Source organism: Pandoraea pnomenusa (assembly GCF_040391475.1).
GTDB classification, from domain to species: Bacteria; Pseudomonadota; Gammaproteobacteria; order Burkholderiales; family Burkholderiaceae; genus Pandoraea; species Pandoraea pnomenusa_C.
Genome location: NZ_JBEBXS010000009.1, coordinates 113,460 through 129,727 on the forward strand (window position 1 = coordinate 113,460; position 16,268 = coordinate 129,727).

A 16,268-nucleotide genomic window follows, 5' to 3' on the forward strand; every position below is an offset into this window, starting at 1 on the left:
ATGAACCTCCTGATCTCCGGCGCAAACGGGCTGTTGGGCGGCGCGTTGTTGAGGCTTGCCGCCACTCGCGGGGATGTGTGCAAGGCGCTGAATCGCGATCATGTGCGACTGAGTCTGGAGGCATCGGCTGCGCTGAGTCTCGATGCCATGTTCGATGGCGTCGATCACTTTGTGCACGCAGCTGCCAATACGAATGTCGAAGGCTGCGAGGCCGATCCCGCCGGTTGCTATCGCGACAACGTGCTGTTGACGGAGATTGCTGCTGCTGCGGCCCGGCGCTGTGGCGTGCCAATGACATTCATTTCCAGTACGGGCGTCTACGGTAAAGCCAAGGACGTTCCCTACGCCGAATATGATGATGCCCAACCAGACACGCAGCATCACCGCAGCAAGCGTTGTGCGGAGCAACGGGTTCTGGCTGCGGACTGGGCCAACCTGATCGTGCGCACCGGGTGGTTGTTCGGCGGTAGTGCGCAGGCAGCAAAGAATTTCGTTGCGCGCCGGATTCTCGAGGCGCGGGCTGCCACAGACGGCTTTATTTCATCCAATACGCAGCAGCGTGGCTGTCCGACATTTGTCGATGATCTGGCGGTCAGACTCTTCGAGCTGATCGACCTGAAAGCGCGTGGCGTTTTCAATGTGGTCAACGAAGGCAATGCCAGCCGTTTCGAGTACGTTCGTGAGATTCTGACGTTGACCGGTATCGATACCGAAGTGCGCCCTGTCGCTGCGGGCAACTTTCGCCGTGTTGCACCGGTATCCGATAATGAAATGGCAATCAATTGGCGAGCCACCGAATTAGGCTTGGCACCGATGCGGTCGTGGCAGGATGCATTGACCGACTACCTCTCGACTGACGAGATGAAAGCACTTGTCGCATGAAACACGTTCCTATCGCTATTCTTGGTGGTGGCATTGCCGGTTTGGGCGCTGCGTTGCGCGCCAAAGAGCTTGGGTTAGCCGCCACAGTGTTCGAGGCGGGGGCCAGCGCAGGCGGACTGCTCGATAATTTTGTCATCGACGGTTTCCGCTTTGACAATGCTGTCCACCTGAGCTTCGCAACGGAGCCCGAGGTGCGCCGGATTTTCGATCGCACCCCTTACTTCACGCATCCGGCGGACTCGCAGTGTTTCGACAATGGGGTGTGGCTCAAGCACCCTGTGCAAAACAATTTGTTCCCGTTGCCCGCTCAGCGCAAGGTTGACCTGATCAAGTCCTTTCTGGACCGGCCTGAAGCCATCGATCCGGCGAACTATGAGCAGTGGTTGCTCTCTCAATACGGCGAAGGTATCGCTCGGGCTTATCCGATTGCCTACACGTACAAATATTGGGATACACCGCCGGACCAACTCTCGGTGAACTGGATCGGTAACCGCATGCGACGCGCCGAGCTCGACGAAATTCTGTTCGGCGCGTTTACGGCGGAGACGCCGAACACGTATTACACGAAGGAGATGCGCTATCCAAAGGAAGGGGGCTACAAGGCCTTCATCGCGCCGCTGATAGACGAAGCGGAGATCGAGTTGAATGCGCGTGCCGTCAAGGTGGATCCGATCGCGAAAGAGATTGAATTCCTTGGCGGTGTCACCGTAAGTTACGACCGACTCGTCAGCACGCTTCCGTTGCCGGAACTCGTTCGCATGATGTCCGATGTGCCGCTCGAGGTCTCCACTGCGGCGGCCAAGCTGGAGGCGACTTCCATCGATCTGATTTCGGTTGGCTTCAAGGTGCCGCTGGATCTCGACCTCTGGTTTTATATCTACGACGAAGATATCTACGCTAGTCGGGCATATTCGCCATCGGTCAAATCTCCTGCGAATGCGCCCGCCGGATGCAGCTCGCTGCAATTTGAGGTTTATCAGCGCGGACGAGACCCGCGTTACTCTGCCCAGGAACTGAAGGACAACGTTTGCCAGGCGATTCAGACGATGGGGATTGCCAAGCAGGAGGACATTCTGTTCCTGCACCACAAGCGCCTGCCGTGGGGCAACGTTATCTTCGATATCGGCATGGAAGATAACCGGCAGATCGTTCGCGACCATTTGGATGCCCTCCAGGTGGCGTCCTGTGGTCGCTTCGGCGAATGGGACTATCTCTGGAGCAACCAAAGTTTTCTAAGCGGATACCGCGCAATTTGACATGAAAAAACTGAGCATCTGTATTCCGACATACAACCGCGCGGGCTTCCTCGATACGCTGCTTAAATCGCTCGTTGAGCAGATAGACGCCTCCGGGCACGCCGATGACATTGAAGTGCTGGTCTCCGACAACGCCTCGCCGGACGAGACGCCTGCCATTGCTGCAAAATTCGAAGGGAGAATTCGTTATTGGCGTAACCCAGAAAACATCGGTCCGGACGCTAACTTCCTCAAGTTGTTTGGCGAGGCTGCGGGCCGATACATCTGGCTACCCGGTGACGACGACACGGTACGTGAAGATTCGCTGGCCTACATCCTGCGAATGATTGACGAGAACCCGTTCGATTTTCTGTTTTTGCGTACGCGCGGGCGTGTTGAACGGAATTGGTCTCAGCGCGGTGCGACGGAAGTGGGGAACGTTGAGCTGCTGCGTCGAACAGGTACTGGGACGACTTTCATGACGTCCCAGGTCATTCGTGCTGAATTGATAAAACCAAATATCGAGGCGGCACGCGTGCACTTGGGCGGGTTCATGGCGTATTACTGGGTCTTTCTCGAGGCGCTGTATCGGTCGTCGCGCTGCCTGATCAGTGACGAGAAGGAAGTGTTTCCGGATGCCACGGAGAATACGGGTGGCTATCGTTTTTACAAGGTTTGGGCAGAGGCAGTGTTCGATGTTATGCGCGCCTCGTCATTCGGCAACGATGCGAAATCCTTCGCGATCATGCGCGCGCGCATGTTTTTCGGACTGCTGCTACCGATCACTTATCGCATGCGCTCTGGCGACGCCAAGTTCAAATTTCAGTCGGAGAGTCCGGCCGTAGGAATGCAGAAATATTTCGGAAGCGGCTTTTATCGCCTGATAGTGGCGATCTATCTGCGGACACCTTATAGGCTGCTTAAGCCTTTTCATAAGGGGCTCTACGCCGCATGGTTTGCGTCGCGTGCATTTCACAACGACGTAATTTGAGCGTTGAGTGCGAAACCTTCTGTGAGCGATTTGAAGTCTGGTTAGGCTAGGTTCGGTACTTCAAAATGACGCTTGCCCCCATGTTCGCAATTCGGTGCGATTGCTGCATGTGGCACCGGCTTGCAGTTTCGCACAGGCTTTCCGACTCGGCCTATTTCGAGCAAGGAGATTGACGCTGGGTCATCGTGCGATCGGGCACGAGACCCGGCGTGAGCAGTCGATTTGCCAAACCAGTCGCCGTCGCGGTATCGCCGCGAATGTGATTCCCTGACTTCCCCACGATTCCTATATGAAAACGTTGACCTTCGCCGCGCTCGACGCCCTGACCCGGCAAGCCGAGCAATCGCCCCGCGCACGCATGAACCAGAATCTGCATGAATCGCTGGAGGACTCGATTCAGCGTCTGGCGATCGCAATGGAGCCTGCGACCTATATTCGCCCGCATCTGCACCACCACACGTGGGAGTTGCTGACGTCGCTGCGCGGACGTCATATCGTGTTGACGTTTGATGCCGCAGGCGTGGTGACGGATCGCAAGGTGTTGGGCGAGGATACGAGCGTTGCCGAGACGCCGGTTGGCACGCACCACACGGTGCTGTCGCTGGATCCGGGGGCGGTCATTTTCGAAGTGAAGCATGGTCCGTATCGCCCGTTCACCGAAGCCGACTACGCGAGTTGGTCGGCACCGGCAGACACCCCCGAAGCTGCCGACTTCATGGCATGGGTCAAGACGGCGCAGGTGGGCGACCGCTGGGCCGCGTGATCAGCGCGTCCATCCCTGAAACTCGGTAGCCAGTGCCAGCAGTGCGCTGGCTGCCGCGTCGACCGCGCCGGGCCAGTCGTTGCCCGGTGACGGCAACCGGAAGGCACGCATCTCCGCGAGGTTTTCCGGGCTGAAGTGTGTCGAGCGGTGAGGCTCGTGACGGGTCGCCGCCGGCGACGCGTTCAGTTGCCAGACGGGCACGCCCAGCCCGGCAGCCAGGTGCACGTGTGCGGCGTCCAGCGATATCACCAGATCCAGATTGTCGATGAGCGATGCCTCGTCGGCGAGGTCCTCGCAATCCGCTCGCCAATCGATCCAATCGACGGTCTCCGGCACGATGGCGTCGAGCGTCGCATCTGACGCCGGCGCCCCCAGCGGTACCCATGAAACGCCTGGAACGCGCAGCAGCGGTGCCAGTGCCGCAAAGCGGGACGCATGGGACGCCCCGTTCGCATCGCACTCGATCGTGCGCAGCCCCCCAAAACCGACGCAGAATCCGTGTTGCGCGGCGGCAGCCAGCCGGTCGCGCCAGTGCCTTGCAGCAGTACTCGCCACCCGCAGGTAAGGCCGTCCGGCATGGGTCGCCGCAGCCTGAGGTCCGAGGGCGCGCGCGAGTGCGGTGATCGGGCAGCGCAAGTCCCAGTCCGAGACGTCGCGTGGCATGCGCGAGAGCACGACCACCGTTTCCCCCATCGACCACTCGACGAGCCGGCGAACGCTCGCCGGGCCGACAAAGCCGACCTTGCCGAAGCGCGCAGCCGCTGCGTCGAGATGGCAAAGCTGATTGAGCCAGTCCGCGTCGTTGTCCGTGCCGATCACCAGCAGATGTTGGTGAAGCGTATCGCCGCCTCCGGTCCAACTGGGTAGGGGGCAATCGGGATGTGGACTCAGGGCGGCACCGACCTGTGCCCACGCATGGGCGACGGCGTTTGTGGCCGGATCACCGGTAACGCCGTGCGCAGACGGCGGGGCGGCGCGATGCGGAGGCTTCGTCATGCGAATCCTGGCGTCGAGAAGGAAAAAGTGGGGTGGACCGTCGGATCGGGTGGCGATTTCCGGGCGGCAACACCTGCGAATTGCGGGGGAGGAGGCACGTCAAAAATGATAGATGAGCGTGCTTGTCAAATCGGCCGCGCGCCTTTGCCGACGGGGCGGATTCGTTTGCCGGACGGCAAAATATTTGCGTGTTGGCGCCCGGGCAGCGCGGGGCGATGCCGGTTCGAGGAGGGGCGCTGTCCTGCCGGGGTGGGAGGAGAGAGCGCCGTCCCTGGCGCCCGCACCGATGGTGGGCCCCGAGGACGGCGGTAACCGCGGAATTACTTCTTCTTGCGAACGACCTTCTTCGGTGCCGGCGCGTCGTCGTCCTGGACGGTGAGCTGGCCACCCGTGCCGAGACCGCCGGCCACGGTTTGCTGCTTGTAGTTCTTCACGGCACGCACCACGTTGTTGTACGAGTCGGTGAAGGCGGCCACGATGACCTTGCCTTCGGCGGTATTCGAATATCCGCCGAGCGAGCCACCGGCCGAGCTACCGACGATACGGCCCAGGGCGCCGAAGTCCATGGCGCTGGCGCTGCCTTCTGCGGCGGCGATCTGCACACTGGAGCGGTTGTCGATGACGGTGAGCAGCGTGCTGGCTTCCTTCGAGTTCATGCTGCCGGCGAGCGCGCCGATGGCCGAACCGATGCCGCCCGGCAGGAGGCCGGCGATGCTGGCACCGGCACCGCCGGCGTTATTGTTGGTGAACGTGATCGACGGGCTCAGCGCGTAATCGGCGGAAACCATCTTGCCCTTGCCGAAGTTCGACTTGTTACGCAGTTCGCCCGATTGCTGCAGTGCGCGCTCGCCCATGACCGTGTCCATGCCACGACCACGCTCGACCACGACGAAGCAGTTCGACTGCTGCACGAGCAGCTTGAGCACCGGCACGGTCGAGCCGAGCTTGTACTGGCCGGTCAGGATGCCGTACCAGGGAGCGGTGGTGTCCTCGATCACGGCGAGCGTGCCCAGCGGGCGGTCGCATTTTTCCAGGGATTGATTGGCGTTTTCGGCGTTTGCGCCGCCTGCGGATCCGGTGGCGGCCGTTTTGGCGCTGCTGCTCCCCATGTTCATGGTCGAGCAACCCGCCATGATGCCGGCTGCGAGAAGCAGGCCGGTGACTTTTACGAGATGGTGTGCCATTTTCCTAGTTCTTTAGAATGTTGTTCTGGAAATCTGGCGGCGTTGCCCTTCCCGCTGGACGCGGGTTTCGGCCGGGTCATTCGCGCCGCCATATGCCAGGAGTCCAAAAAAACAGGAGTAAGAATCAAATTACGGTAGGACTCCTATGCTGAAATGCTCCGTAAGAACATTCCGCGCCGCATGCTAGCACGGCCGTAATTCACGTATGACCTATCAGAAATCATGGGGATTACGAAGGGATTAGGGCATTGCTTTCGTCGGGATTAGGTTTGTATTAGGTGAAAACCATGATTTCTTTCGAGATTTTCCAAACCGGATTTTTGTTCGGATAACGATGGATGAAAAAAAGCCCCGTGAGCCAAAGGGCCTCACGGGGCTTTTTGTTGCCTGCGGCGCTTACTTCGGTTCTGGCGCGAGCAGAAGTTTCCAGAGGATTGCGCCAATGGCGCCGCCGATGAGCGGTGCCACCCAGAAGAGCCAGAGTTGGCCGAGCGCGTCGGTATGCGCGAAGAGCGCGGCGGCGGTCGAGCGGGCGGGATTCACCGACGTGTTGGTCACGGGGATCGAGATGAGGTGGATCAACGTGAGCGCGAGGCCGATGGCCAGCGGGGCGAAGCCTGTCGGCGCGAGCTTGTGGGTCGAGCCGAGGATCACGATCAGGAATCCGGCAGTAAGCGTGATTTCGATCAGTGCCGCCGAGGCCAGTCCGTAGTGCCCCGGCGACAGGTCACCGTAGCCGTTGGAGGCGAAACCGCCTGCTTCGAAGCCCGGCGCGCCGCTGGCGATGGTGTAGAGCACGGCCGCAGCCGCGATACCGCCGATGACTTGCGCGACCCAGTACGGGAGGACGTCGCGCCAGGCAAAGCGTCCGGCGACGGCCACGCCCAGCGTGACGGCGGGATTGAAGTGCCCGCCGGAGATGCCGCCAACGGCGTAGGCCATCGTCAGCACGGTCAGGCCGAAAGCCAGCGCGACGCCGGCGAAACCGATGCCGAGATGCGGGAACGCGGCGGCCAGCACAGCGCTACCGCAACCGCCGAAGACAAGCCAGAAAGTACCGAAGAATTCTGCTGCCAGTTTTTTGGACATAGAAGCGTTCCATTGAAAAAGGGGGGAGAAACGCGCGCGATGCGAGCAGGCCAGGTCACCGCATGCGCTGGACCGTGGCAGGCCAACATGAGACGGAGCGCAGTGCTAATGAAGGTCCGGGTCCGTTGCATTGCGGGACACCGCCTTTTTAGCACGCGCACGGGAGCACTTTGTTAACGAATGTAGTGAGTTGCGCGCGCGCCACTTTGCCAGATGGGAAGGTTGGCGAATTTCGTGGGTTTGGGCGGGGATGGCGGATGAGAGGCAACAAAAAGCCCGCGGAACGTGACGTTGCGCGGGCCTTGGCTTCCAGCAGGGTATTTCGTAAGGTGCTGCTGGTCCCCCCGACAGGAATCGAACCTGTATCTAGCGCTTAGGAGGCACTCGTTCTATCCATTGAACTACAGGGAGGGGGCGGATGTTATCCACTCAAGAGGGCCAGAGTATAGCAAAAACGATTTGCAGAAAGCCACGCGCGCCGCCGGATCGTCCGACTGGCGCGATGCCGGAAGCCAACGAGATGACGCCCCCGACATCGTCGACGATGCCACCCCGGCCCAACCTCGGGAATTTCCCGATGGAACAACCATCTTCGCCATTTGTTCCATTGACGCTACAAATTGGCCCTCCTAGAGTCATCGCCATGATGACTCGTCTTTCCTTTCCCCTGACGTTGACGTGCGTTTCGAAACGCATGTCGTATCGCGTCCTTCGCGAATAGTCCTTCACTCACCGCGCGCGATTCGCTGCGACTGACGTCGCCTTTGCGTGTGCGCGTGCTTTCCACTGCCGCCCCGTGTCCGCCGACGCGCCGCAATGCGTGCGTCGCGGCTTCGTGCGCCCTGACGTTCGAGCGTCGTGCCATGCCCCTTCGGCTGGCTGCGACGCTCCGGCGTCCGGCGCCGTGGGGCCCCTGTTTGCCTCAATTCCAGCACGACGCCCCAAGACCCCACGGCCACCACGCCAACACCATAAGACCCATGAAACCCATCACACACAAAACGTTGAAGTCGCTGCCTCTCGCCGCTGCCGCACTTGTGCTGGCCACTGCCGCGTCATCTGCCGCTGCGCAATCGAGCGTCACGCTCTACGGCGTACTCGAAGCGGCCATCGTCACCCAAAACCACGCCAGTCCCGACGGCGGCCGCATCTACTCCATGAACCAGGCAGGCGAGGGCTTCCTGTCCGCAAGCCGCTTCGGACTGCAAGGCATCGAAGACCTCGGCAGCGGCATGAAAGCGCGCTTCGTGCTCGAGAATGGTTTCAACTCGCAGGCGGGAACGTTCGACCAACAGGGCCAGCTCTTCGGGAGACAAGCCTTCGTCGCCCTGCAAGGCGGCTGGGGCGAGTTCGCGCTCGGTCGTCAGTACACCGGCGCAGTGGTGGCCATCTCGATGGTCGATCCGATCTTCATCGGCGCGCCGCCCACGAACTCGTGGCTGGTGTTCCTGACCGGCCAGCGATACAACAACGCGTTGACATGGACGAAGAAGTTCGGCCCGTTCGGCATGAATCTCCAATACGCCTTCGGTGGCGTGGCGGGGCAGGGTTCAGCGCGCTCGTCGGCGTCGGGTGGCGTGTCGTGGGAGCAGGACGGCAACGTCTTCACCGGTCAGTTGCAACAGACGCACGATTCGCAAAGCCGCATCGCCAAGACCTGGTCGCTCGGCGCAAAAGTCAGCTATGGCCAATGGAAATTCCACGGCGACTATCTGCAAAGCCAGCGCGATCCCGGATTCGACGTCACCAACGGCGGTGTCGATTACGCGTCGATCACCAACATGAGTACCGCCGCGACACCGACCACCGTCGCGGCGATCGGCTCGGTCTTCTCCGCCGCACGCCGCGACCAGTTCTTCACGCTCGGCGCGAGCTACCTGCTCAATCCGTCATGGCAGTTCATTGTGGCCTACATGTACAACAACACGACCGCCGTGAACTTCAGCGGCAAGCGTCAGACGTTGTACGGCGTGGCCGACTATTTCCTGTCGAAGCGCACCGACGTGTATTTCGCGGCGGCTTACGAGCGGGTCGACGGCGGGTGGTCGGGCCTGTTCGGTACGACCACCACCAACTGGACCGGTGGCAACGGTGTGAAGCTCAACGGCTTCGACAACCAGATGAGCTACTACGTCGGTCTGCGCCATCGCTTCTGATCGGCGCTGTGCGGGTCGTCTTCGTCGTGCATCGAGACCTTCGGCGCACGTCCGCGAGGCGGTCCTGAAATCCGTGCAGCGCAGCCTCCGAAATTGCTGCGCTGCACCGTGGAAATCCTTGCTGTGTCTGCATTGGCCGGGCTTAGGTGTTTTCCCGATAGAACATTTTGTCTGTCTGTTTGTTCTATTGACCGGACATTATGACACTTACAGAATCGGCTCATGGATACCCCACTGCCGCTCCCGAAATACCATCAGATCTATCTCGTGCTGCGCGAGCAGCTACAAGAGGGCCGCTTCGACCAGGACGGCGTGCCCGGCGAGCACTTGCTGGCCGATCAGTTCAGCGTTGCGCGCATCACGATTCGCAAGGCCATGGAGATGCTCGTGGCCGACGGCCTCGTGATCCGCAGGCCGGGTCTCGGCACATGGCCGCTACACGCCGGACAACGCACCGGCGGCGGCAAGGGCCCTGGCATCTCGCGCGAGAAGGCCCACCTCACGGGCCTGCTCGAGAACATCGTCAACATGGGCCTGCGAACGAATGTCGCCGTGCTCGAATCGTCGGTCGTGGGGGCGAGCGATGCCGTTGCCGAAGCCCTCGCCCTCGCGCCCGGTGCCCCGGTCTACAAGAGCGTGCGGGTACGTAGCACGCAGGCCGGGCCGCTCTCGTACATCACCACGCACGTGCCGCAGGGGATTGCCGAGATCCGCCGCGAAGAACTCGAGCGCAAACCGCTGCTCATGCTTCTCGAAGAAGCGGGCGTGGAGCTTGGCGGTGCGACCCAAACCATTTCCGCGCGTCTGGCAGATGCCATCGTGGCGCGCCATCTCGATATTGCCGTCGGCTCCGCGTTGCTCGCGGTGACGCGCCTCGTGCGCGACGTGGCCGACCGCCCAGTGCAACTGCTGCAAGGCCTGTATCGCCCCGATCGCTACCAGTACCAGCTTCAACTCTCGCGCGTCGGCGATATCGACGCCAAGGTCTGGGTCAGCGAAGAACTGTCTGCCCAATTCCACTGATCAAGTCCGGAGACCCATCCATGAGTTCGCGTCGCACGTTCCTGCGCCAGTCCACCGCCATGGCCGCCCTGGCCGCCACCTCCAGCGCCCCGTGGCTCGCATATGCCGCCGGCAAGCCCGTGAAGATCGGCGTGCTGCACCCCGTCACCGGTGCGCTGGCCTACTCGGGCCAGCAGTGCCGCCTCGGTGCGTTGCTGGCCATCGACGACATTAACGCGGCGGGTGGCATCAAGTCGCTCGGCGGCGCACCCATTGAAGCCGTGCTCGGCGACGCACAGTCGCGCCCCGAAGCCGGCTCGGCAGAAGTCGAGAAGATGAACGAAGCGGGCGTGTCGGCAATCGTTGGCGCCTACGCCTCGGCGATCTGTCTTGCCACGACGCAAACCGCAGCCAAGTACGGCCTGCCGCACGTCGTCGACGTCGGGGTCGCCGATCAGATCGTCGAGCGCGGCCTGACCAACACGTTCCGTTTCGGTCCCGGCTACCGCATGTGCTCGCTGCGCGCCGTCGACGACCTGGCCGCCCTGAACAACGCGGCAGGAAAGCCCGCGAAGACGGTCATGATCGTGCACGAGGAGTCGCTCTTCGGCACCGGCACGGCAGCGCTGCTGCAAAAAGAACTGCCTGCGCGCGGCTTCGAAGTGAAGGAAGTCATCAAGCACGCCAATCCGACGCGCGACTTCAACAACATCGTGCTGCGCATGCGCTCGGTCAATCCGGACATCGTGATTCCGGCGAACTACTACAACGAATACGCGTTGCTGCTGCGCGCCATGAAGCAGCAGAAAGTGCGTCCGAAAGCGATCTACTCGGTGCTGGGCGGCGCGGCGTCGAGCTACAAGTTCCTGAAGGAGTTTCCGGATATCGCCGACGGCATCATCGATTGCAATCACTGGTTCAACCCGAAAGACGCACGCGTGGCGGCGCTCAAGAAGCGGGTGGAAGCGAAGGGCGCTTACTTCAGCTACGAAGTGTTCATGACGTACACGGCCATGATGCTGCTGGCCGACGCCATCGAGCGCGCCAAGTCCGTCGACCGCGCGGCGATCACGGCGGCGCTGGCCTCGAGCACGTTCAAGGACCACCTCATGCCGTACGGCCCGACGAAGTTCGAGAATGGCCAGAACACGGGCGCGCAGCCGCTGCTTACGCAGGTCTCCGGTGGCGACATCAAGGTGATTCTGCCCGACACGTACCGCCAGGTCGCGCCGGTCTTCCCACTCAAGGCCTGACGCGATGCTCGACCCGGTCATCCTCCTGTCGGCCGTGCTCAACGGCCTGACGACCGGCGCGGTCTACGCGCTGATCGCGCTTGGCCTGACACTGGTCTACGGCGTACTGCACATCATCAACTTCGCCCACGGCGCGGCGTTGATGGTGGCGCTGTACGCCGTCTGGCTGCTCAAGGAAAAGCTCGGCATCGATCCGTACATGGCGCTGCCATTCGTCACGCTCGGCATGTTCGCGCTGGGTTACGGGCTCCAGCGTGTCGTGATCGAACGCGCGAGCCACGGCAAGGACGAAAACATCCTGCTCGTCACGCTGGGCCTGGCGATCGTGCTGGAGAACCTGGCGCTCGTGTGGTTCAAGTCGGACACCCACACGATCGATACCCCCTACACGCTGGCGACGGTCGACATCGGCCCGGTCATGCTGGCCGTACCCAAGTTGATCGCGTTCGGCGGGGCGCTGGCCGCAGCGGCAGTGCTGTTCTGGATCATGCGTGCGACGGATCTCGGCCGCGCGATCCGTGCCGTCGCCAAGGAGAAGCATGGCGCCAAGCTCATGGGCATCGACGTCGAGCGCGTGTATGCGTTGTCGTTCGGTATCGGCATGGCATGCGTTGGCGCGGCAGCCTGCTTCCTGATGCCCTCGTACTACGTCAACCCGCAAGTGGGTGGCGGCTTCGTGCTGGTCGCCTTCACGATCGTGGTGCTCGGGGGCATGGGCAGTTTCGTCGGCGCGCTGGTGGGCGGGTTGCTCATCGGCGTGGTCGAGTCACTCGGCGGTCTCTGGCTCGGCGATTCGCTCGGGCAGATGGGTATTTTCGCCATTTTCATCATCGTCGTGCTGCTGCGTCCGCAGGGGCTGTTCGGCGCGCGCGCGTGAGGTTGGCAGGAGCAAAACGATGAAAGATCTTCGATGGATTGGGTTGTTCGGGGTGGCCATGGTGGCGTTGCTGCTCACCTTGCAGTCGGGCGTATGGCTCTCGTTTCTGATGATGACGCTCTACACCGTACTGCTGTCGCAGTCATGGAACATGCTCGGCGGGTTCGGCGGCCAGCTGTCGTTCGGCCACGCGCTGTTCTTCGGGGTGGGGGCGTATGCACAGGCCATTGCCCAACTGCAATGGGGCTGGAACCCGTGGCTGGCCATGCCGTTCGCCATTGCGGCCGGCACGCTCGTGGCCGTGGCGCTCGGCGCGGTGACGTTCCGCTATGGCCTCAAGGGCTCGTATTTCGCGCTCGTCACGCTGGCGTTCGCCGAGGTGTTCCGCATTCTGGCCGTCTCGCTGCCGTTCACCGGGGCAGGCGTGGGGCTGATGGTGCCCCTGCATCAGGGGGTGGGCAATCTGCAATTCGCGTCGCCGCGCGGTTACGCCGCCGTGCTGTTCGTGTTCGTGATGGCTGCGCTGCTGGTCACCGCGTGGCTGCGACATTCGCGTTTCGGCGCCTGGCTTCAGGCCGTGCGCGACAACGAGAACGCGGCGCGCGCCGTGGGTGTGAATCCGCTGCGCGTGAAGCTCGGCGCGATTGCGCTGTCGGGTGGGTTCATGGCAGCCGCCGGCATGTGCTACGTCCAGATGTTCCAGTACATCGACGCCGGGATCGCATTCGGCTCGACCATTTCGGTCGAGGCGCTCGTCGGCGCCATCGTGGGCGGCCTCGGCACGCTCTGGGGGCCGGTACTCGGCGCGGCTGCGCTGTATGCGCTCGGCGAATTCACGCGCAACCTGTTCGGTGAGCTGCCCGGTCTGTCGATGGTGATCTACGGCGCGATCCTCATCCTGATCGTGATGTTCCTGCCGCGCGGTATCACCGGTGCGGGCGCCTCGGTCCGCCGACTGTTTGGCATGGATCGCAAGGTGCCCGTTGCGAGCACTGCGCAGGATGCGAAGTCCAACGCGTCGCGCGAGGAGAACGCCCGTGTCTGACATTTTGCTGAAGGCCGAAGGCCTGTCCATCACGTTCGGCGGCCTCAAGGCGGTGCAGGACGTCAGTCTGTCCGTCAAGCAGGGGTCGCTTACGGCACTCGTCGGCCCGAACGGCGCAGGCAAGACCACGTTGTTCGGCCTGCTCTCGGGCTTCCTGACGCCAGGCGCCGGACGCGTTGAGTTCCAGGGGCGCGACATTACCGGCCAGGCGCCGTACGAGACGGCGCGGCAAGGGCTCACGCGCACCTTCCAGATCGTGCAGCCGTTCGGCGCGCAGACCGTGCGCGAGAACATTGCCGTGGGCGCGCACCTGCATCAGCGCGAGCGTCGCGCCGCCCTGCGCGACGCCGAGGAGATCGCGTATCGCACGAACCTGCAGGCGCAACTCGACAAACCCGCGGTGGACCTCACGGTGTGCGGACGCAAGCGGCTCGAGCTGGCACGCGCGCTGGCGACCCGGCCCCGCCTGCTGCTGCTCGACGAGGTGCTCGCGGGTCTGAACCCGAGCGAGATCGACGAGATGATTCCGGTCGTGCGCGACATCGCCGACAGCGGTGTCACGGTCCTCATGATCGAGCACGTGATGCGTGCGGTCATGAGTCTCGCGGAACACGTATGGGTGCTGGCGCAAGGCAAGCTGATCGCGTCGGGAACGCCGCGCGAAGTGACTTCGGACGCGGCGGTGATCGAGGCCTATCTGGGCCACGGAACCGCAGCTCGCCTCGCGGCGCAATCGGGAGGTGTGCAATGAGCCATCTGCTCGAAGTCGAAGGCCTGCGTACCGGCTACGGACGCGTGGAAGTGCTGCGCGGTGTCGACCTGACGGTCGGCGAGGGCGAGATCGTCGTGATGCTCGGCAGCAACGGCGCGGGCAAGTCGACGCTGAACAACACGCTCTCCGGCATCAACCCCGTGTGGGGCGGGCATGTCAGGTTCGACGGGCACGATCTGACGGGACGTCACTACCGCGACGTGGTCAAGGCGGGGCTTATCCAGGTGCCTGAAGGCCGGCGCATTTTCCCGAACCTGAGCGTGCGGGAAAACCTGTCGCTGGGCGCCTTCGCGCGAGGTCGCGAGGCGCGAGAGCGCAGTCTGGAGAAGATGCTTGATCTTTTCCCGCGCCTTCGCGAACGCGTAAATCAGCCGGCGGGCACGATGTCCGGCGGCGAGCAGCAGATGCTCGCCATCGGCCGTGGCCTGATGGCCGAGCCGCGCTTGCTGATTCTCGACGAGCCGTCGCTCGGCCTCTCGCCACTCATGGTCGAGGAATTGTTTGCGCTGATCGCGCGCCTGCAACGCGACGGCCTGTCGATCCTGCTCGTGGAGCAGAACGTCGGCCAGTCGCTGGAGACGGGACAGCGCGGCTACGTGCTCGAGAACGGCGAGATTCGTCACAGCGGCACGTGCGCCGAGTTGCTCGCCAGCAGCGACCTGCGCCGCGCCTATCTCGGAATGTAAGGGAATGACCGTGCCTCAAACTCTCACACAAAAGCTGCTGGCGGCAGCCTGCGGCCGCGACACCGTAGCGGTGGGCGAGATCGTCACCTGCCGCGTCGACCTCGCGATGTTTCACGATTCCAGCGGCCCGCGCCGTCTGCAGCCCATGCTCGAATCGCTCGGCGCCGAGCTGTGGGACAAGTCGAAGGTCGTGCTGGTGATCGATCACTACGTGCCGGAATCGGACGACGAGTCTCGCCGCATTGTGCGCATCGCCCGCGACTGGGCCAGCGCGCAGGCGCTGCCGAATGTGTACGACTCCGTGGGCATCTGCCACGTGGTGGTGCCCGAGCACGGCCATCTGCGCCCGGGCATGTTCTGCGTGGGCGGCGATTCGCATTCGCCGACCGGGGGGGCGTTCGGTGCCTACATGTTCGGCATCGGCAGCACCGAGATGCTGGGAGTGGCCGTGTCGGGCGAGATCTGGGTCAAGGTCCCCGAGACGATCCGCATGCGCTGGGACGGGCATCTCGCCGACGGAGTCACCGCCAAGGACATGATGCTGCACATGATCGGACGCTTCGGCATGAACGGCGGCCGGTATCAGGCGATCGAGTTCTGCGGCGACGCCGTGCGTGCCCTGTCGATGCAGGAGCGCATGACGCTCTCGAACATGAGCGCCGAACTCGGCTCGCAGGTCGGGCTGATCGCGCCCGACGAGACGACCGTCGACTATCTGCGCTCGGTCGGCGTGACCGATCCGATCGACGTGTCACGGTGGCAGGGCGACGCCGATGCGAGCGCCGAAGTGCATGCGTTCGACGCGAGTACGCTGGCCCCGCAAGTGGCCGCGCCGCACAGCCCCGCCAACACGCGTGCCGTCGGCGAGTTCTCCGACGTTGCGGTCGACGTGGCTTACCTCGGTGCCTGCACGGGCGCCAAGCTCGAAGACCTGCGCGCCGCCGCGCGTGTGCTCAAGGGCCGTCGCGTGGCGGAGGGCATGCGCTTCGTGGTGGCCCCGGCGTCGGCACGCGATCAGGCCCAGGCCGCGCGCGAAGGCGTGATGGACGTGCTGGTCGACGCCGGTGCACAGGTGCTCGCGAACACCTGCGGCGCGTGCGCGGGCTATGGCGGCTCGATTCCCGAAGGCGCGACGGTGCTCTCGAGCACGGCGCGCAACTTCCGGGGACGCATGGGCGCCGAGACGGCGCAGGTCTATCTCGGCTCGCCCTATGCGGTCGCCGCCGCCGCGCTGACCGGACGCATCGCCGACCCGCGCGAGGTACTCGCTGAAGCGAGCGCCCGCGTGCGTCAGTGACACGCGTCTTCCCGAACGTCTTCCTTGCCTCCTTTGACTC

General features: G+C 63.0%; 15 protein-coding genes and 1 tRNA gene. 12 read left to right on the forward strand and 4 right to left on the reverse strand.

The annotated features are described in order from the left end of the window. The 4 genes from ABWO90_RS11990 (at nt 1) to ABWO90_RS12005 (ending at nt 3,871) form a co-directional block, all read left to right on the forward strand. The gene (locus tag ABWO90_RS11990; RefSeq protein WP_353191458.1) at nt 1-882 is read left to right on the forward strand and encodes an SDR family oxidoreductase; all 882 of its coding nucleotides are present in this window, start codon (nt 1-3) and stop codon (nt 880-882) included. Then, nucleotides 879-2,138, forward strand: a complete 1,260-nt coding sequence (locus ABWO90_RS11995) for a protoporphyrinogen/coproporphyrinogen oxidase (RefSeq protein WP_353191459.1) — start codon at nt 879-881, stop codon at nt 2,136-2,138. The genes ABWO90_RS11990 and ABWO90_RS11995 overlap by 4 nt, the downstream gene beginning before the upstream one ends. A 1-nt stretch (nt 2,139) precedes the next feature. Next, nucleotides 2,140-3,108, forward strand: coding sequence for a glycosyltransferase family 2 protein (locus ABWO90_RS12000; protein WP_353191460.1), 969 nt, complete (start codon nt 2,140-2,142; stop codon nt 3,106-3,108). A 289-nt stretch (nt 3,109-3,397) separates the two neighbouring features. Beyond that, nucleotides 3,398-3,871, forward strand: coding sequence for a WbuC family cupin fold metalloprotein (locus ABWO90_RS12005; protein WP_353191461.1), 474 nt, complete (start codon nt 3,398-3,400; stop codon nt 3,869-3,871). Here ABWO90_RS12005 and ABWO90_RS12010 read toward each other — a convergent pair whose 3' ends face one another. From ABWO90_RS12010 to ABWO90_RS12025, 4 genes are all read right to left on the reverse strand, one after another. Further along, on the reverse strand, nt 3,872-4,867 hold the full coding sequence (locus ABWO90_RS12010; RefSeq protein ID WP_353191462.1) for a glycosyltransferase family 9 protein: 996 nt from the start codon (nt 4,865-4,867) through the stop codon (nt 3,872-3,874). 320 nt (nt 4,868-5,187) lie between these two features. Beyond that, nucleotides 5,188-6,051, reverse strand: coding sequence for a CsgG/HfaB family protein (locus ABWO90_RS12015; RefSeq protein WP_353191463.1), 864 nt, complete (start codon nt 6,049-6,051; stop codon nt 5,188-5,190). A gap of 396 nt (nt 6,052-6,447) precedes the next feature. Continuing rightward, nucleotides 6,448-7,140, reverse strand: a complete 693-nt coding sequence (gene aqpZ, locus ABWO90_RS12020; protein WP_353191464.1) for an aquaporin Z — start codon at nt 7,138-7,140, stop codon at nt 6,448-6,450. 336 nt (nt 7,141-7,476) lie between these two features. Further along, nucleotides 7,477-7,551, reverse strand: a tRNA-Arg gene (locus tag ABWO90_RS12025). Nucleotides 7,552-8,120: 569 nt separating this feature from the next. Between ABWO90_RS12025 and ABWO90_RS12030 the strand changes: the two genes are divergently transcribed. The 8 genes from ABWO90_RS12030 (at nt 8,121) to ABWO90_RS12065 (ending at nt 16,228) form a co-directional block, all read left to right on the forward strand. Then, nucleotides 8,121-9,296, forward strand: a complete 1,176-nt coding sequence (locus ABWO90_RS12030; protein ID WP_353191465.1) for a porin — start codon at nt 8,121-8,123, stop codon at nt 9,294-9,296. A gap of 222 nt (nt 9,297-9,518) precedes the next feature. Next, nucleotides 9,519-10,319 (forward strand): GntR family transcriptional regulator, encoded by an 801-nt coding sequence (locus ABWO90_RS12035; RefSeq protein WP_353191466.1) that lies wholly within the window; start codon nt 9,519-9,521, stop codon nt 10,317-10,319. Between the two features lie 20 nt (nt 10,320-10,339). Then, a complete protein-coding gene (locus ABWO90_RS12040; RefSeq protein WP_353191467.1) occupies nt 10,340-11,551 on the forward strand; it encodes an ABC transporter substrate-binding protein in 1,212 nt (403 codons plus the stop codon). 4 nt (nt 11,552-11,555) lie between these two features. Further along, on the forward strand, nt 11,556-12,428 hold the full coding sequence (locus tag ABWO90_RS12045) for a branched-chain amino acid ABC transporter permease (protein WP_353191468.1): 873 nt from the start codon (nt 11,556-11,558) through the stop codon (nt 12,426-12,428). A 19-nt stretch (nt 12,429-12,447) separates the two neighbouring features. Then, the gene (locus tag ABWO90_RS12050) at nt 12,448-13,473 is read left to right on the forward strand and encodes a branched-chain amino acid ABC transporter permease (protein WP_353191469.1); all 1,026 of its coding nucleotides are present in this window, start codon (nt 12,448-12,450) and stop codon (nt 13,471-13,473) included. Then, a complete protein-coding gene (locus ABWO90_RS12055) occupies nt 13,466-14,224 on the forward strand; it encodes an ABC transporter ATP-binding protein (protein WP_353191470.1) in 759 nt (252 codons plus the stop codon). The genes ABWO90_RS12050 and ABWO90_RS12055 overlap by 8 nt, the downstream gene beginning before the upstream one ends. Next, a complete protein-coding gene (locus ABWO90_RS12060; protein ID WP_353191471.1) occupies nt 14,221-14,931 on the forward strand; it encodes an ABC transporter ATP-binding protein in 711 nt (236 codons plus the stop codon). Before ABWO90_RS12055 ends, ABWO90_RS12060 begins: the two co-directional genes overlap by 4 nt. Nucleotides 14,932-14,935: 4 nt before the next feature. Next, nucleotides 14,936-16,228, forward strand: a complete 1,293-nt coding sequence (locus tag ABWO90_RS12065) for a 3-isopropylmalate dehydratase large subunit (RefSeq protein ID WP_353191472.1) — start codon at nt 14,936-14,938, stop codon at nt 16,226-16,228. Nucleotides 16,229-16,268: the final 40 nt, after the last annotated feature.